Origin of the sequence: Arthrobacter oryzae, assembly GCF_031454875.1 — a bacterium.
GTDB lineage: Bacteria > Actinomycetota > Actinomycetes > Actinomycetales > Micrococcaceae > Arthrobacter > Arthrobacter oryzae_D.
In genome coordinates this window covers 1-16,425 of sequence record NZ_JAVDRQ010000004.1, presented here as the reverse complement: position 1 = coordinate 16,425, position 16,425 = coordinate 1, and the positions used below count along the sequence as shown (strand labels likewise).

At 66.4% G+C, this 16,425-nt stretch carries 15 protein-coding genes; 11 read left to right on the top strand and 4 right to left on the bottom strand.

Going from position 1 to position 16,425, the window contains the following annotated elements; all coding sequences use genetic code 11:
• Window positions 1-79: 79 nt before the first annotated feature.
• Together J2805_RS08210 and hutG are read left to right on the top strand one after the other, a co-directional pair.
• Window positions 80-1,522 (top strand): NCS2 family permease, encoded by a 1,443-nt coding sequence (locus tag J2805_RS08210; RefSeq protein WP_309974951.1) that lies wholly within the window; start codon window positions 80-82, stop codon window positions 1,520-1,522.
• Between the two features lie 104 nt (window positions 1,523-1,626).
• The gene (gene hutG / locus J2805_RS08205; protein ID WP_309974949.1) at window positions 1,627-2,598 is read left to right on the top strand and encodes a formimidoylglutamase; all 972 of its coding nucleotides are present in this window, start codon (window positions 1,627-1,629) and stop codon (window positions 2,596-2,598) included.
• 42 nt (window positions 2,599-2,640) lie between these two features.
• Here the strand turns inward: hutG and J2805_RS08200 are convergent, their stop codons facing one another.
• Both J2805_RS08200 and J2805_RS08195 read right to left on the bottom strand, forming a co-directional pair.
• Window positions 2,641-4,671 carry a hypothetical protein gene (locus J2805_RS08200; protein WP_309974946.1) on the bottom strand — a complete coding sequence of 677 codons (2,031 nt, stop codon included), beginning with the start codon at window positions 4,669-4,671 and terminating at the stop codon, window positions 2,641-2,643.
• 123 nt (window positions 4,672-4,794) lie between these two features.
• Window positions 4,795-5,538, bottom strand: coding sequence for a FadR/GntR family transcriptional regulator (locus J2805_RS08195; protein WP_309974943.1), 744 nt, complete (start codon window positions 5,536-5,538; stop codon window positions 4,795-4,797).
• A 215-nt stretch (window positions 5,539-5,753) separates the two neighbouring features.
• Between J2805_RS08195 and J2805_RS08190 the strand changes: the two genes are divergently transcribed.
• From J2805_RS08190 to J2805_RS08150, 9 genes are all read left to right on the top strand, one after another.
• Window positions 5,754-7,118 (top strand): MFS transporter, encoded by a 1,365-nt coding sequence (locus J2805_RS08190; protein ID WP_309974939.1) that lies wholly within the window; start codon window positions 5,754-5,756, stop codon window positions 7,116-7,118.
• 126 nt (window positions 7,119-7,244) lie between these two features.
• Window positions 7,245-9,011: a dihydroxyacetone kinase family protein gene (locus J2805_RS08185; RefSeq protein WP_309974936.1), complete on the top strand. Its 1,767-nt coding sequence runs from the start codon at window positions 7,245-7,247 to the stop codon at window positions 9,009-9,011.
• Window positions 9,008-9,478, top strand: a complete 471-nt coding sequence (locus J2805_RS08180; protein ID WP_309974934.1) for a ribose-5-phosphate isomerase — start codon at window positions 9,008-9,010, stop codon at window positions 9,476-9,478. Before J2805_RS08185 ends, J2805_RS08180 begins: the two co-directional genes overlap by 4 nt.
• Window positions 9,462-10,280 (top strand): triose-phosphate isomerase family protein, encoded by an 819-nt coding sequence (locus J2805_RS08175; protein WP_309974931.1) that lies wholly within the window; start codon window positions 9,462-9,464, stop codon window positions 10,278-10,280. The genes J2805_RS08180 and J2805_RS08175 overlap by 17 nt, the downstream gene beginning before the upstream one ends.
• On the top strand, window positions 10,277-11,110 hold the full coding sequence (locus J2805_RS08170) for a sugar phosphate isomerase/epimerase family protein (protein WP_309974928.1): 834 nt from the start codon (window positions 10,277-10,279) through the stop codon (window positions 11,108-11,110). The genes J2805_RS08175 and J2805_RS08170 overlap by 4 nt, the downstream gene beginning before the upstream one ends.
• 1 nt (window position 11,111) lies before the next feature.
• Complete coding sequence (locus tag J2805_RS08165) at window positions 11,112-11,972, top strand: phosphogluconate dehydrogenase C-terminal domain-containing protein (protein WP_309974926.1); 861 nt, start codon at window positions 11,112-11,114, stop codon at window positions 11,970-11,972.
• Window positions 11,973-12,254: 282 nt separating this feature from the next.
• Window positions 12,255-12,737 carry a transporter substrate-binding domain-containing protein gene (locus J2805_RS08160; protein ID WP_309974922.1) on the top strand — a complete coding sequence of 161 codons (483 nt, stop codon included), beginning with the start codon at window positions 12,255-12,257 and terminating at the stop codon, window positions 12,735-12,737.
• The gene (locus J2805_RS08155) at window positions 12,734-13,747 is read left to right on the top strand and encodes a cation diffusion facilitator family transporter (RefSeq protein WP_309974919.1); all 1,014 of its coding nucleotides are present in this window, start codon (window positions 12,734-12,736) and stop codon (window positions 13,745-13,747) included. Before J2805_RS08160 ends, J2805_RS08155 begins: the two co-directional genes overlap by 4 nt.
• A 129-nt stretch (window positions 13,748-13,876) precedes the next feature.
• Window positions 13,877-14,113, top strand: a complete 237-nt coding sequence (locus J2805_RS08150; RefSeq protein WP_309974916.1) for a hypothetical protein — start codon at window positions 13,877-13,879, stop codon at window positions 14,111-14,113.
• A gap of 34 nt (window positions 14,114-14,147) precedes the next feature.
• Here the strand turns inward: J2805_RS08150 and J2805_RS08145 are convergent, their stop codons facing one another.
• Window positions 14,148-14,384 carry a hypothetical protein gene (locus J2805_RS08145; protein ID WP_309974912.1) on the bottom strand — a complete coding sequence of 79 codons (237 nt, stop codon included), beginning with the start codon at window positions 14,382-14,384 and terminating at the stop codon, window positions 14,148-14,150.
• A gap of 165 nt (window positions 14,385-14,549) precedes the next feature.
• Window positions 14,550-16,154 (bottom strand): histidine ammonia-lyase, encoded by a 1,605-nt coding sequence (gene hutH / locus J2805_RS08140; protein ID WP_309974909.1) that lies wholly within the window; start codon window positions 16,152-16,154, stop codon window positions 14,550-14,552.
• Window positions 16,155-16,425: the final 271 nt, after the last annotated feature.

The following is a 16,425-nucleotide window of genomic DNA, read 5'->3' as shown; positions in this document are numbered from 1 at the left end:
CCTAGGCGAAATCGCGGGGAGGGAACCCGGCAGCCTACTAGGATTCAAGTAATCCCCACCACCTTTCCCCGGAGGACTAATGCTCAAGCAGGGCTCTGCACTGGACCGGTACTTCAAAATTTCCGAACGGGGGTCAAATTTTTCCCGCGAGATCCGGGGCGGTTTTGCCACCTTCTTCGCCATGAGCTACATCGTGGTGCTGAATCCCCTGATCCTTTCCGGCGCCGATTCCAGCGGAACCACACTGGGTTTCCCGGCCGTTGCGGCCGTCACCGCCTTTGTGGCCGGCATCCTGACCATCCTGATGGGCGCCTGGGCGAAGCACCCGTTCGCGCTGGCCACGGGGCTGGGCGTCAACGCCTTCATCGCCGTCACGGTGGCCACCAACCCCGGCCTGACCTGGGCCGACGTGATGGGGCTGGTGGTGATCTCCGGCGCCACCATGCTGATCCTGGTCCTCACCGGTTTCCGGACCGCGGTATTCAAAGCCGTTCCCGACGGCCTCAAGACGGCCATCGTGGTGGGCATCGGCCTGTTCATTGCCCTGATCGGACTGGTCAACGCCGGCTTTGTCCGGCGCATCCCGGACGCCGCCAACACCACGGTTCCGGTGGGACTCGGTTTCGACGGCAAGCTCCTGGGCTGGCCCACCCTGGTGTTCGTTTTCGGCCTGATCCTGACCATCGCCCTGGTGGTCCGCCAGGTCAAGGGTGCCATCCTGATCGGCATTGTGGCCTCCACCGTGCTGGCCGTGATCCTCGAATTCACCCTCCACATCGGTCCCAGCGTCAGCGACGGCAAATTCAACCCGCAGGGCTGGTCCCTGGTGGCCCCGACGTTCTCCGAGTGGGCTGCCCCGGACCTGTCGCTGATCGGCAGGGCCAATCCCTTCGGCGCGTTCGAACACCTGGGCTTCATTGGAGCCACCCTGCTGGCGTTCGTGATCCTGCTCAGCATCTTCTTCGACGCCATGGGCACCATGGTGGGCCTGGCCAACGAGGCCGGCACCGTGGACAAGGACGGCAACATCCCCAACGTGGACCGCGTGCTTCAGGTTGACGCGCTCGGCGCGATCGTGGGCGGCGGCGCCTCCGTTTCCTCCAACCAGCTCTTCGTCGAGTCGGGCGCAGGCATCGGCGAAGGCGCCCGGACCGGCCTGGCATCGATCGTCACCGGCCTGCTGTTCCTCGTTGCCATGTTCTTCACGCCGCTGATCAACCTGGTCCCGTTCGAGGCCGTCGCTCCCGCGCTGGTGGTTGTGGGCTTCATGATGGTCTCCCAGGTGGGCAAGATCAACTGGCAGGACTGGGGCATCGGGATTCCCGCGTTCCTCACCATGTCCCTCATGCCGTTCACCTACTCCATCGCTAATGGCCTGGGTGCGGGGTTCATCGCGTATGTGCTGATCCGCACCTTCCAGGGCCGGACCCGCGACGTGCATCCGCTCATGTGGGCCGTGGCCGCCGCGTTCCTGCTGTTCTTCGGCATCGGTCCCATCGAGCAGGCGCTCGGCGTCCTTTAACCGGCAGAGTTTTTGACCGGCACAGTTTGCGGGTGTCCGGGATTTGGGACACACCGACGGCGCCGGGGCTGGTTTTCCCGGCCCTGCTGGGGTGAGCTTGGAGTATGCCTCATACAGCCCTGACAGTTGATATCCCGCCGCTCACTTGGAGGGGCCGTTTCGACGGCGACGGCGCCGAGCACCGCCGCTGGTGGCAGGCCGTCAGGCCGTACCGCCACGAGCCAGCCACCGCCCTGCCGGAACACGCAGAACCAGGCAGCCGTCCCGCCGTCATCCTCGGCTTCGGCAGCGACGCGGGCGTGCTGCGCAACAAGGGCCGGGTGGGTGCGGCCGCGGCGCCTGCCGCCATCCGTGCCGCGCTCGGTCCGCTCGCGTTCCACCTTCCGCGCGAGGTGTTCGACGCCGGGGATGTGACCGTCAAGGACGATGCGCTGGAGGCAGGCCAGGCCCGCGCCGGGCTGGCAGTTTCCGAGATGCTCGACGCCGGCAACCTCACCGTGCTGCTGGGCGGCGGCCACGAGACCGCATTCGCCAGCTACCTCGGCGTGGCCGGTTCGGAAGCGGTCCGCAGCGGGAAGCGCCTGGGCGTGCTGAACCTGGACGCACACTTTGACCTCCGTGATGCGCCCGAGCCGTCTTCCGGCACCCCCTTCCTGCAGATGGCCCGGGCGGAGGCGGCCGCCGAACGCACACTGGACTACGCCGTCGTCGGGATTTCAGAGGCCAACAACACCGGCATCCTGTTCCAGACCGCCGAACGGCTGGGCGTGAAGTACCTTCTCGACGAGGACTGCTCAGCGGAGGCCACCCGGCAGTTCGTGGCGGATTTCCTGGACACGGTGGACGTGCTCTACCTGACCATTGACATGGATGTGCTGCCCGCGGCGGTGGCCCCGGGGGTCAGCGCACCGGCCGCGTACGGCGTTCCCCTCCCGGTGATCAGCGCCGTGTGCCGCCAGGTGGCTGCCAGCGGGAAACTGCTGCACCTTGATGTTGCCGAGCTGAACCCGAAATTCGACATCGACCAGCGCACGGCCAAAGTGGCCGCCCGCCTGGTCACCACCCTGCTGGGCTAACGCCCCGCCGCAGCCAGGAAGTCGCTGCGCACAGAGGAAGTGTCAGTCCCGGAAGGTGACGACGGCAGTGGACCACGGTCCCAGCGTTACCGCCAGAACTCCGTTGGCCGGTGATGATGCGTCCGCGGGATCCGCAGCTGCGCTGGCGCCGGTTGCAGCCCCGATCACCGTCACCTTGGCCGCTGACGCGCTGGCGCCGGCCGGCAGGGACAGTGCCGCGCTGGCTTCGCGCGGGCTGAGGTTGCCCAGGAACAGCTGCAGGCCGGCGGCTGACTGCACCGGGTACAGCGTCACGGGGTTCTTCCCGGGCGCCCGTTGCGCCTGCGGCTGAGTGGCGGCCAGTACCGGCTCCCCCTTGCACGCAGCGAGCTTCTGCAGCAGCTCCCCTGCGGGATTGAGGGTGCCGCCTGCCGCGGCGATGCCCCGCGGAGATCCGGCCTCGAAGTACGTCACGGAGGCGACGCCCTCCAGGGTCAGGGCGTGCAGGCTGGCCAGCGTCCACGCCGCGGTGAAGCTGTGGTCCTGGAGGTCATCGCCGTCGGCGTCCTGGTCCGGCGCGTGGAACCGGGGCTTGAGGGTAATGGGTCCCACATGCACCGGACGCCCGTCGCCGAGCCGCAGGGCGTTGGCTGCGGTGGCCCGATGGATGGGTACCGTCTCCACGATGTGGGGAATTTCCGTGCTGTGGACCTGCGGTGTGAGGCTGAAGGCCAGGGCATCGGCGTCCTGCGGGACCGGGCTGCTGCTGCCGCCGGCAACCCATCGGTTGAGTTCCGTGAAATGCGAGCGGGTGCCGGCCAGGAGCTGCCCGCTGAATCCGGCCTTCTCAAGCGATGGTTTCAATGCCGTCCACGCCGCCGGGTCGGTGCACTGCGTCTCGGGGTGGAAGAGTCCCAGCCGGACGATCCGCGACAGTTGCCCGCCGAGGGCTCCCCTGAGCGCTTCAGCCACTCCGTCAGCCGAAGCTGAAACGATCCGTACGTCCAGGGCGGCGCCGTGCCGGTCAGCCTCGCGGGCGGCGGCGGCCAGCTTGGCTGGCCAGGCTTCCCGGGGTTCGTACAGTTCCACCAGGACGGCCTCAAGGCCGGGCAGCTGCGCTCCCGCGCCGGAGTTCGCGGCGGCCGCAGCGCGTGCGTCCCCGCCGGTTGAGTCCACGCCGGTTGAATCCCTGCCGGTTGAGTCCACGGAGACTGCCAGCGCCGGGACGGTACCCACAGCCTCTCCCACCGTAAAGACCGCCTGGTCGAAGCCGCCGGGGAGGGGGTTGTCCGGTGTCTCGATGCTGAGGGCCTCAATGCTGACCGACTGGGTCACGGTGTCCCCGGCGGCAACATCCACCGGGGTGGGCAGCGCTGAGGGGGTGCTGTAGGTCTTAAAGGAACCGTCGCTCCAGTTCCGCTGGTCCTCGGTCTCGAAGATGTCGCCGGAAAAACCCAGGTCGAAGGCAGTCCCGGCGTCGGCCCATTCCAGCGAGGAGATCTCCGTGAAGACCAGGTCCGGCCTGATGTCCGTGGGGAAGGCTCCGGCGGTTACGTTGCCGTCCGGCGACACAACGCTGACCTCCCGTCCGGCTTCGCTGGTGGGATGGAGAACCACCAGCCCGATCCGGTTGCGCCGGAACGCCGTCTTAGCCCGGCCCGTAAACGACACCTCCACCGTGGCCGGAGTGATCCGGAGCATCAGCATGGCTTCGAAGGCGACGTCATCGGCATCCACGCCGGCGCCGGCAGCGTCCGCGGAGCCGGGGGCCGCATAGTCGACGTGCATCCGGAGGCTGACGCCGTCGTCGTCCTTCAGTTCCGCAAGGTCACGCACCAACGGCGCAAAGGTGCGCCATTCGTGGTCCCGCACCACAGCCTTAATGGCACGGAGCACGGGCCGGCCGCCGTAGCTGATGTTCGCCAGTTCGTCCCCCACCAGCTCCGCCGTCCAGACGCCCACTGCGAGCTTGCGGATCTGCGGATCAAGGCGCCGCGCGAGCGCGGGGCGCGGATCGGAACCCGCCTGGGCGGACGGCGATGCTGCGGACAGTGTTGCTGCGGAGTGCAGGGTTGCGGAGTGCTCGGTAGACACGGAAGGCTGCTCTCTGGTGGCTGGTGACTGCGCCCAGCTGACCCCGGGCCGGTCCTGTCGCTTTGACGATATCGGATGGGGCGCGGCGGCTCAATGACCGTCCGCTAGCGCTGACTGCGCGGCTTACTGCGCGGCGTCGTAGCCGGCCAGCAGGCGACGCGAAGCTGTACCCATGTGGGAGGCCATGGCTTTCGTGACCGCTTCGGCATCGTGCGCTTCGAGCGCCTCGAAAATGGCCCGGTGTTCGGCGAGGGCGGCGGCAGCATGCCCTTCATCAGTCAGGGCACGGTCAACCCAGATCCGCAGCAGCGAGCGGATGCTCTGCAGAAGCTCCTGCAGCACCTGGTTTCCGGAGCTGGTGGCGATTTCCTTGTGGAATGCCGCGTCGGCTTCGACGAATGCTGCAAGGTGGTCCAAGTTCTTTTCCATGGAGTCGAGGTTGGCCCGCATGCGCTCCAGTGCCTCGTCGGTAATCCTGGCCGCCGCGAGCTGGCCGGCCTGGACTTCGAGGCCGCTCCGCAGCTCAACGAGCTCCCGAGTCCTCGGCTCGCCCAGCATGAGCCCCCAGCTGAGGGTCCGTGGCAGGAGCTCCGAGACGCCGTCCCGCAGATACGTCCCCGAACCCGGACGGACGATCACGATGCCCAGGATCTCCAGGGCGGCTAGCGCCTCCCGCACCGCCGAACGGCCCACCCCGAGCGACGCGGCAAGCTGGCGTTCGGCAGGAAGCCGGGTTCCGGGGGCGATGTCGCCGCTGGTGAAGTAGGCCATCAGCCTCTCTGCCACCTCGGAGACGACAGAACCCTGCCCCATGGAACCGAGCGCGGCACTGATTTTGGCCGTCGAGGCGGCGGAGTTTGCGGACACAGTCTCAGCGTAGCAACCGGACGCTCCCATGAACCGCATCCGCACCGTGCGAAAAATTAATCAGTCAACCGGTTGACCAATTTATCGTTTTTGACTTATGGTGGAGGTCACAGGCCTAGCTGCCCACCTTGATCAGCCCCCGACGCTAAGCCTCGAAACCAGCCCCACGCCTCCAGCGCAGGATGCGGCCGGGACATCAACATCTAGGAGTCAACGTGGACACCACACAATCGGTGGTCGAAAAATCTGCAATCAGGAAAGTGGCGATCCGGCTGGTGCCGTTCGTTGCCCTGATGTTCTTCATCAACTACCTGGACCGGACGGCCATTTCGTTCGCCGGCCCCAACGGCATGAACGCCGACCTGGCCCTCTCTGCGGCGCAGTTCGGCTTCGCATCCGGCGTCTTCTTCATCGGCTACATCCTGCTTGAGGTTCCCAGCAACCTGGCCCTGCACAAGTTCGGCGCCCGCCGCTGGCTGGCCCGCATCATGGTCAGCTGGGGCATCGTCTCCCTGCTGTTCACCTGGGTGGGCAACGTGGAACAGCTCTACGTCCTCCGCTTCATCCTGGGCGTTGCCGAGGCAGGCTTCTTCCCCGGCGCCATCCTGTTCCTGAGCCTCTGGGTCCCGGCACGGCACCGCAGCAAGATCCTCGCCCTGTTCTACCTGGCCCAGCCGCTGACCACCGTGATCGGCGCCCCGCTGGCCGGCCTCCTCATCCAGCAGCACGGACTCTTCGGACTTGAGGGCTGGCGTGTCATGTTCTTCGGCGTCGCCGTGCCCGCCATCATCGTCGGCATCATCGCCTGGTTCTACCTGGCTGATTCACCCGCCAAGGCCAAGTGGCTCACACAGGAGGAAAAGACCTGGCTGACCGGCGCGCTGGAGAAGGAAAAGAAGGAAACCGCTGCCAGCAACAAGCACATCAGCGTCCGCACCGTGTTCGGCAACGGCCGGGTCTGGATGCTCTCCGCCATCTACTTCGGCTTCATCTACGGCCTGTACGCCCTCGGGTTCTTCCTGCCCACCATCATCGCGGGCTTCGAAGGTATCTACGGCGCCAAGTTCGATGTGTTGCAGAAGGGCCTGATCACCGCGATCCCGTACCTCCCTGCGGCATTCGCCCTGTACTTCTGGTCCAAGGACGCCACCAGGCGCGGCGTCAGGACCTGGCACATCGCCCTTCCGGCCCTCATCGGCGGACTGAGCATCCCGCTGGCACTGTTTGCCGGCTCCCCGGCCGCCACCATCGCCGTCATTACCATCACTGCGATGTCCATCTTTGCGGCCCTGCCCAACTTCTGGACCGTTCCCACCCAGTTCCTCACGGGTGCGGCAGCGGCAGCCGGCATCGCCCTGATCAACACAATCGGCAACCTCGCCGGCTTCAGCGCCGGGTACGTCACCGGCTGGCTGAAGGACCTGACCGGCGGCTACACGGTACCAATGTTCGTCGTCGGTGGCTTCATGCTCCTGTCCTCCATCCTCATGGTGGCGCTGAGCCGCTCCGGCAAGGTCAGCGAAGGCGTCCCGGCCGAAGCCCTCGACCCGGCCGGCGCCGGACACCACTCCGAGCCCTAACAGACCGGGGGCGTCCCATAATCGGGGACGCCCCCGCACCAAATCAAACAAGCTGGTGGTCGAGCCTGTCGAGACCGATTTCGACAAGCTCAATCACCGTCAGAGCAGTAATCCCAGGAGCTCCCCATGACCCGCCTGTTCAATGAACCAGCAGCCTTCGCTGACGAGATGATCGAAGGCTTCGTTGCCTCCCATGGCCGCTGGGTGAAGCGCGTCTCCGGCGGCGTCGTCCGGAACACCAAAAGCACCCCGGATACGGTGGCGCTGGTGATCGGCGGCGGCTCCGGCCACTACCCCGCCTTCGCCGGCCTGGTGGGCCAGGGCCTGGCGCACGGCGCCGCGATGGGCAACCTGTTCGCCTCCCCATCCGCGCAGCAGGTCTACAACGTGGCGAAAGCCGCCAACAACGGCGGCGGCGTACTGCTGGGTTACGGCAACTACGCCGGCGACGTCCTGCACTTCAACCAGGCCCAGGACCGCCTCCGCAAGGAAGGCATCGACTGCCGCAGCATCGCCGTCACCGACGACGTCTCCTCCGCCCCGCCGGCCGAGCGCGCCAAGCGCCGCGGCATCGCCGGGGACCTGACCGTTTTCAAGGTGGCCGCCGCAGCAGCGGAAGCCGGCTACTCCATGGACGCCACGGTGGAGATCGCCGAACGCGCCAACCACCGCACCCGCTCCTTCGGCGTCGCCTTCACCGGCTGCACCCTGCCGGGCGCCGACCACCCGCTGTTCTCCGTCCCCGAGGGCCGGATGGCCGTGGGCATGGGCATCCACGGCGAGCCCGGCATCGATGAGACGGACATTCCGACGGCGGACGAACTGGCCGAGCTCCTCGTCGCCAAGCTCCTCACCGAAGTCCCCGACGGCGTCTCTGTTGCCGAGGGTTCAGCCCGCGCCCGTGTGGTCCCGATCCTGAACGGCCTGGGCAGCGTCAAGTACGAGGAACTCTTTGTCGTCTACCGCCGCGTGGCCCAGCTCCTGGCCGAAGCCGGCCTGGAAGCCGTGGACCCGCAGGTGGGCGAGCTCGTGACCAGCTTCGACATGGCCGGCACCTCCCTCACCCTCTTCTGGCTCGACGACGAACTCGAGACCCTCTGGAACGCCCCCGCCGACGCCCCGGCCTTCCGCCGCGGCGCTGTCACCGCTGCAGCGCTGGACGCGTCGGACGCAGGTGAGTTGGCCGACGTCGAACTTTCCATCCCTGACGCAACAGCGGAGTCCCGCGAGGGAGCCGTCCGGATCCTCGCAGCGCTCGGCGCCGCCAAGGCGGTGGTGGACGCAAACGCCGACGAACTCGGCCGGATCGACGCGATCGCCGGCGACGGCGACCACGGCATCGGCATGGAACGCGGCGTCCGCGCTGCCGTCGACGCCGCCCGTGACGCCGTCGCCCGCGGCGCCGGGGCCGCCACCACCCTGCACTTCGCCGCTGACGCCTGGGCCGACAAAGCCGGGGGCACCTCCGGGGCCCTCTGGGGCATGGCCCTGCGGGCGGTCGGTGACGCGGTTGGGGACACCAAAGCGCCCGACGCCGGAGCTGTCGCCGCCGGAGTAGCCGGCGCAGCGGCCGCGATCATGGACTTCGGCAAGGCCAAGCCCGGGGACAAGACCCTGGTGGACGTCCTCGTCCCGTTCCGCGACGCGCTGTCCGCCGGCGTGGACGCCGGCAACTCCCTGACCGACGCGTGGGGCGCCGCCGCCGACGTTGCGCAGCAGGCCGCCGAGGATACCGCCCAGCTGCTGCCCCTCATGGGCCGCGCCCGCCCGCACGCCGAGAAGAGCCTCGGCACCCCGGACGCCGGCGCGGTATCCATGGCACTGATCGTCCGAGCCATCCATAACACTTTCGCCGAGGCGAAAGCTGCAGCAACCATTAAGGAGAAAGCATGAGCGCCAAACTGCGCCTGATCGTTGGAGCCGACGACGCCGGTTTCGAGTACAAGGAAGCCCTGAAGGCGGACCTGGAGGCCTCCGACCTGGTTGAATCCGTCACCGACGTCGGGGTGGATGCCACCAGCCACACCCCGTACCCGTCAGTGGCCATCGCCGCCGCCGAACTGATCGCCGCCGGCAAGGCCGACCGTGCCCTGCTGGTCTGCGGCACCGGGCTCGGCGTGGCCATCGCCGCGAACAAGGTCCCCGGAGTCCGCGCCGTCACCGCCCACGACAGCTTCTCGGTGGAACGCTCCGTGCTCAGCAACAACGCCCAGGTCCTCACCTTCGGCCAGCGCGTCGTCGGGCTGGAACTCGCCCGCCGGCTGGCCCGCGAGTGGCTGACGTACACCTTTGACGAGACCTCCGCCTCGGCCGAAAAGGTCACCCTGATTAAGGACTATGAAGGTGTCACTTCCTGCTAAGCACTCCGGCCTTCAGCGCCCCGGTGCAGTGATCGGCGTCAGCCTGAAGATGTACTTCGGCTACGAACGCACGCTCGAATACTGCCGTGAAGTGGCAACCATCGCGTTTGCGCACCCGGCGGTCCAGAACGGCGACATCGAACTGTTCGTGCTGCCCACCCTGCCGGTTTTGCCCGAAGCGGCCCGCATCCTCGGGACCGCCGGGGCAGCCGCGGGTGCCCAGGACATCTTCTGGGAGGACGAAGGAGCCTACACCGGCGAGGTCGGCGGCAAGACCGTCGCCGAACTCGGCGGCCGGTACGCCGAAGTGGGCCATGCCGAACGCCGCCGGATCTTCGGTGAGGACGACAGGATCATCGGCCTGAAGACCGCTGCGGCCTACCGCAACGGCCTGACCCCCGTCCTGTGCGTCGGCGAACTGCAGCAGGGCTCCGTGGAGGAAGCCGTTACCCGCTGCAGCGCCGAGATCGACGCGGCCCTGGTTCGGGCCCAGTCCCTCGGACCCGCGGGCCGGACCATCGTGGCCTACGAGCCGCAGTGGGCCATCGGCGCACCCCAACCCGCCACCCCGCAGTACATCAGTGCCGTCATCGCCGGGCTGGACGCGCACCTGCGTGCCCTGCCCGGGCAGGCCGAGAGCCGGGTCATTTACGGCGGCAGCGCCGGGCCGGGGCTCATCAGTCAGCTCGATATGTCCGTCGCCGGGCTGTTCCTGGGCCGCTTCGCCCACGATCCGAAGGCGCTCAAGAGCATCCTGGACGAGGCCGCTGCACGGCTGGCCGCGAAGAAGGTGGCCGCATGAGCCGCGCAGGCCAGGGCTCACGCAGTGAACCGGGTTCAAGAATTGGCTTGAGCAGCTACGCGTTCTTCTGGCAGCTCTCGGACAGGGTCACCGAACCGCTCAGCATCCACCAGGCACTCGAGCGGACCGCGGCCCTGGGCGTGGAACTCTTCCAGATCTGCGACTACACCCCGCTGGAATCCATGACGGACACGGAACTGGAAGCCGTCCGGGCCATCGCGGACCGCCTTGGCGTGGCGCTGGAACTGGGCACCAAGGGCATCCGCCCGGAGCACCTGCGCAAGTTCCTGCACATCGCCGGGATTCTGGGCTCCCCCCTGCTGCGGACCATGTTCAACGTCCCGGGCCACACCCCGACGGCGGACGAAGCGGTGGCGATTTTCACCGAGATCCTGCCGGAATTCGAGGCAGCCGGGGTGAAGATCGCCGTGGAAACCTACGAACAGGTCCCCACCTCCCGGATCCTGGACGTGATCCGCCGCGTGAACAACCCGTACCTGGGCATCTGCAGCGACCCGGCCAATACGGTCGCGGCGCTGGAGCCGCCGCGTGAGGTGATTGACGCCGTCGCGCCTTACGTCCTCAACATGCATATCAAAGACTTTGCGTTCAGCCGCAAGGAGGGGTGGGTCGGGTTCACTTACTCCGGCGCTCCCCTCGGCGAAGGCCTTCTCGACTATGACTACATGGCCGGGAAGTTTCAGCCCAAAGAAAGAAACATCAACCAAATCGTCGAACACTGGCTGCCGTGGCAGGACTCTGAAGCGGAAACCATCCGCCTCGAAAACCAGTGGACCCAGCAAAGCATCGATTTCCTAAGGAGCAAGTGAAATGTCAGCAGAACAATTGACCGTCGCCGTCATCGGAGCCGGTGGCAAAATGGGAATGCGCGTTTCCCGGAACCTCCAGAAGAGCGCCCACACCGTCTTCTACAGCGAGAACTCCCCCGCGGGCCAGGACCGCGTCCGCACCGAAGGCCGTGAGATCACCTCCACCGACGACGCCGTCAAGGGCGCCGACGTGGTGATCCTCGCCGTCCCGGACACCGTCCTGGGCGTTGTGTCCGAGGGCGTGGTCCCCCAGATGAAATCCGGCGCGATCCTGCTGACGCTGGACCCGGCCGCCGCCTACGCCGGGCTGCTGGCAAAGCGCGACGACGTGGTCCAGGCCGTTGCGCACCCGTGCCACCCGTCCGTCTTCCTGGAGCGCACCACCAAGGAAGAATGGGCCGACACCTTCGGCGGCGAAGGCGCACCGCAAAACGTGGTTGCCGCCATCGACGAGGACGCACCGGCAGCGACCCGCGATTCGGCCGAGGCCGTCATCCGCACCATCTACGCCCCCGTCATCGACGTCCACTGGGTCACCGTGAAGCAGCTTGCCATCCTCGAACCCACCCTGGTGGAAACCGTGGCCTGCATGATCGGCACCCTGCTCAACGAGGCGCTGCACGAGACCGTGCACACCGCCGGCGTCCCCGAGGAGGCAGCCAAGGCCATGCTGTTCGGCCACGTGCAGATCGCCCTGACCAACGCCCTCCGCGGCTCCAACCCGTTCTCGGAGGCCTGCGAAATCGCCATCCAGTACGGCAAGGACACCATCATCAAGGATGACTGGAAGAAGATCTTCGACGACTCCGAGCTGGACGGCGTCATCGCCAAGATGCTGAAGCTGGACGCCGTCAAGCGCTAAGGCGGTTCCGCAACCAGAACCGGGTCATCTCTGTCCCCGCACCGCACCTGCGGTGCGGGGACAGTTTCGTAGGCGTGGGCACTGCCCTCCTGTCCGTCCCGTCCTACCCGTCCCGTCCTACCCGTCCCGTTCTATCCGTCCCGTTCTATCCGTCCCGTTCTATCCGTCCCGTTCTATCCGTCCCGTTCTATCCGTCCCGTTCTATCCGTCCCGTTCTATCCGGCGACGGTAAGTAGGCTGTCTAATGGCAGTGGCAACTACTTAGCGGAGGTTCAGGACAGCATGAAGATTCCCAGGAAGACGGCAGTAGCAATACTGGCCCTGACGCTGGCCCTCACGGCCTGCGGAACTTCCTTCCCCGCCGATCCGGACGGAACACTCGACCGTGTCAGCGGCGGCACCCTGAGGGTGGGGGCCAGCCACAACGAAGACTGGGTCAACCTGCGCGGCGGCAGCGAACCACAAGGCAGGGAGCCGGATCTGGTCCGAGCCTTCGCCGCCAAACTTGGTGCCGAAATCGAGTGGTCCGAGGGCACCGAGCATGTGCTGGCCGAAGACCTCAAGCACGGTGAGCTGGACCTGGTGATCGGCGGGCTCAACGACAAAACCCCGTGGGAGAAAGAAGCGGGCATCACGCGGGCTTATGCGGAGTCCGTGGACAGCCGCGGCCAGGTGCGTAAACACATCATGCTGGTGCCCAAGGGAGAAAACGCCTTCCTGCTCGAGCTGGACAGGTTCCTTATGGCTTCGGGGGCGGCGAAATGAGATCCTCCGTGACCCGTGAGCCGGTCCGCTTCGGCCACACGACGCTGCCCGAGGAACAGCAGGCCGCCCTGCGCAGGGCCGTGAAGTTCGAATGGATCACCCTGGCTTTCCTGACCGCTTCCACCGTCCTGGTCTATGTGGTGCTGGGCAACTCGCAGGCAATGAAAGCCGCCTGGGTGGAGGATCTGCTGTCCTTCCTGCCGCCGCTCTCGTTCCTGGTGGCCTCCCGCGCCATCCGCAGGCGCCCGAGCGAGGAACACCCCTACGGCTTCCACCGGGCCGTGGGCATCGCCCACGTGGTGGCAGCGGTTGCCCTGACCGTCATGGGGGCCTACCTGATTGTGGATTCAGGTATCGGCCTGGTGACCGCCGAGCACCCGACAATTGGCGGCTTTGAGTTCTTCGGCCAGACCATCTGGCTGGGCTGGGTGATGATCGTTGCCATGATCCTGACGGCAGGGCCGCCGGTCTACCTGGGCCACGTGAAGATGAAGCTTGCGGAAAAGCTGCACGACAAGGTTCTCTACGCAGACGCCGACATGAACAAGGCCGATTGGATGACCGCGCTGGCGGCCGCGGTGGGCGTGGCGGGAATCGGCCTTGGATGGTGGTGGGCTGATGCGGTGGCCGCCTTGGTCATCTCAGCCAGCATCCTCCATGACGGCATCCGCAATACCCGCGCAGCCATCTCCGCGCTGATGGACAAGCGGGCCAGGACCTTCGACGACGCCGAACCCCACCCCCTGGGCCACCGGATCGACGAGTACCTCTGCAGCCTGGAGTGGACAGCGACGGCACGGTCCAGGATCCGGGACGAGGGCCACGTGTTCCATGTTGAATCGTTCGTGGTCCCGGCCGACGGGAACATGCCGTCCATGCAGCAGCTCGAGGACGCCCGGCAGGCCTGCATCGACCTGGACTGGAAGGTCCAGGACATGGTGATTATTCCGGTATCCGAACTGCCCTCGGAGTTCCTCCCGGGAGTACCCGTTTCGGGCGGAGAAGGCTGAAAACAGGCATCCCGCAGGGCTTCGACGAATACGAAACCCTGCGGGAAAATGCCAGACATCTTACGTTCTTTGACAACGCCGGTAGACTTGGTTGAGGCCAATTGGCATTTATTGAGAGAAAGACCCGCAATGACTTCAGCAACCATGGAACGCCAGACCACCGACGTTCGCTCCATCCACCTGACTTTTTCCACCGCCGAAGAGGTCCACGACGGCCTGGACAACGCCGTCAAGGAACTCATCGAAGCTGCCGTGGAAGACGGCAACTGCGGCATCCGCGTCACCCGTGTCGAGCCGGGCGCCTACACCGTGGCCCTCGACGAGTCAGTCCCCTTCGGTGAAACCTACGAGGACATCGCCGCCTAACTCCGGACTATTGTCCTGGCTTTATGTCCTGGCTTTATGTCCTGCGGACCTTGACGCCGTCCGACTTCATAAAGAGCTGAGTCTCCGACGGGCTCGAAGGCACCAGCCAAAGCACGTTTCCACTCACGGAAACTTCCTCAACTTCACCTGCAGCCACCACATGCGCGTGCTTGAGGATTTCGACCCGTTCGCCTGCTTTGAGGCTCCTCCAGTCGGAAACTGCGGCAGCAAATGCCATCCGCCTGGACAGAACCGTCCCCCGTGCTTTCATTGAACTTCTACCCCTTTGTATATGTTCGTTTGCCACAACATCGTTGGTGTGGACTTCATCACTACATCTTTAGTTCTACTACAATTCCCGGGCCCCCGCCCGTTGTGTCGCTAAGTGTTGCGGGGGCGCCGGGAATTTGTCATTGCTGATGCACAATATTCATTTTTAGGCCAGAATTCCGACGGCGGATTCGGCTGCCACGCGGATCTCGCCCGACGCCACGAGCCGGTCTGCAGCCTCCAGTTCCGGCGACAGGAACCTGTCGGTTCCCGGACCGTCAACCACCTTGCGAAGTGCAGCAAGGACCGCGGTTCCGGCCGGCCCCGGGGTCAGGTCCCCTCCGGACAGCTGGGTCCGCATGTCGATGGCCCGCGCCGAGGTGACCAGCTCGATGGCCAGGACGCGGCGCAGGTTCTCCACGGCTTTCCGGAGCTTGCGTGCCGCGTGCCAGCCCATCGACACGTGGTCCTCCTGCATCGCGGAGCTCGGAATGGAGTCCACCGATGCCGGCACAGCGAGCCGCTTGTTGTCCGAGACCAGGCCGGCCTGCGTGTACTGCGCGATCATCAGGCCCGAGTCGACGCCCGGATCCGAGGCCAGAAATGCCGGCAGCCCGTGTGAACGCGCCGGGTCCAGCATGCGGTCCGTGCGGCGTTCCGCGATGGAGCTCAGGTCCGCCACGGTGATCGCCAGGAAGTCCAGGACATACGCCACCGGGGCGCCGTGGAAGTTGCCGTTGGAGCTGACCCTGCCGTCCGGCAAGACAACCGGGTTGTCGATCGCTGCGGCAAGTTCGCGCGAGGCGACGAGCGCGGCGTGGTCTACGGTGTCGCGGACGGCACCGGCCACTTGGGGTGCACAACGCAAGGAGTAGGCGTCCTGGACCTTGGAGTCGCCCACTCGATGTGACGCCACGATCGGCGAGTTGGACAGGACCCGCAGCATGTTGTCCGCGGAGGCAGCCTGGCCCGGGTGCGGGCGGAGCGCGGCGTGCAGCTCGGGCAGGAACACCTGGTCCGTGCCAAGCAGCGCTTCGACGCTGAGCGCGGCGGTGATGTCCGCCGTCGTCAGCAACTGCCGGATGTCCGCGATGGCCATCAGCAGCATGCCCAGCATGCCCTCGGTGCCGTTGACGAGCGCCAGCCCTTCCTTCTCCGCGAGCGTGACGGGTTCGATCCCGTGTTCGGCAAGCAGTACGGCCACAGGCTCTTCGCCCCGCCCGCCGTAGGTCACGCCGTCGGGGCCCTCCGCTTCACCCTCGCCCATCAGCACCAGGGCGCAGTGGGACAGCGGGGCGAGGTCGCCGGAGCAGCCGAGCGAACCGAATTCGCGGACCACCGGGGTGATGCCGGCGTTCAGGACATCCACCATGGTCTGCAGGACCACGGGGCGGACGCCGGTGCGGCCGGAGGCGAGGGTCTTGGCGCGCAGGAACATGATGCAGCGGACCACTTCGCGTTCCACGGCGGGGCCCATGCCGGCGGCGTGGCTGCGGATCAGGGACTTCTGCAGCTGGGTGCGCAGCTCATTGGGGATGTGCCGGTTGGCCAGTGCCCCGAAGCCGGTGGAGATGCCATAGGCCGGGATTTCACTGTGGGCCAGGTCGTCGATGTGGGCGCGGACCTTGGCGACGGTGTCCAGGGCCTCCTGGGAGATGGTCACCTTGGCGTCGTGGCGGGCGACGGCGACGACGTCCTCGGGGGTGACGCCGCTGGAACCGAGGGTGACGGTGAGCGGTGCTTGCGTCGGGGCATTGGCTGTGATGGTCATGATTCCTACTTCTGGGGATCGATTGCTCCGCAAGCGCCCTTTTGGCGGCCCAAAACGGCGGTTACGGAGCAATCGATGTGGATTTGGGGCTGGTTAGCGGGCTTCGGATGCTGTCTCTGGGGCCACGCGGACAGGGTTCCCTGGCCGAGCTTGCGAAGTTAGGGAGTCCGTGGGGAGCATGGGGATGCGGACGCCGCGTTCTTTGGCGACCTCGAGGGCGCGGTCGTAGCCGGCGTCGACGTGGCGGATGACGCCCATGCCGGGGTCGTTG

What these genes read in the sequence shown, in the direction of transcription:
- J2805_RS08210 (WP_309974951.1), top strand. Translation starts at nt 80, where the DNA reads ATGCTCAAGCAGGGCTCTGCACTGGACCGGTACTTCAAAATTTCCGAA.
- hutG (WP_309974949.1), top strand. Translation starts at nt 1,627, where the DNA reads ATGCCTCATACAGCCCTGACAGTTGATATCCCGCCGCTCACTTGGAGG.
- J2805_RS08185 (WP_309974936.1), top strand. Translation starts at nt 7,245, where the DNA reads ATGACCCGCCTGTTCAATGAACCAGCAGCCTTCGCTGACGAGATGATC.
- J2805_RS08180 (WP_309974934.1), top strand. Translation starts at nt 9,008, where the DNA reads ATGAGCGCCAAACTGCGCCTGATCGTTGGAGCCGACGACGCCGGTTTC.
- J2805_RS08170 (WP_309974928.1), top strand. Translation starts at nt 10,277, where the DNA reads ATGAGCCGCGCAGGCCAGGGCTCACGCAGTGAACCGGGTTCAAGAATT.
- J2805_RS08165 (WP_309974926.1), top strand. Translation starts at nt 11,112, where the DNA reads ATGTCAGCAGAACAATTGACCGTCGCCGTCATCGGAGCCGGTGGCAAA.
- J2805_RS08160 (WP_309974922.1), top strand. Translation starts at nt 12,255, where the DNA reads ATGAAGATTCCCAGGAAGACGGCAGTAGCAATACTGGCCCTGACGCTG.
- J2805_RS08155 (WP_309974919.1), top strand. Translation starts at nt 12,734, where the DNA reads ATGAGATCCTCCGTGACCCGTGAGCCGGTCCGCTTCGGCCACACGACG.
- J2805_RS08150 (WP_309974916.1), top strand. Translation starts at nt 13,877, where the DNA reads ATGACTTCAGCAACCATGGAACGCCAGACCACCGACGTTCGCTCCATC.
- J2805_RS08145 (WP_309974912.1), bottom strand. Translation starts at nt 14,384, where the DNA reads ATGAAAGCACGGGGGACGGTTCTGTCCAGGCGGATGGCATTTGCTGCC.
- hutH (WP_309974909.1), bottom strand. Translation starts at nt 16,154, where the DNA reads ATGACCATCACAGCCAATGCCCCGACGCAAGCACCGCTCACCGTCACC.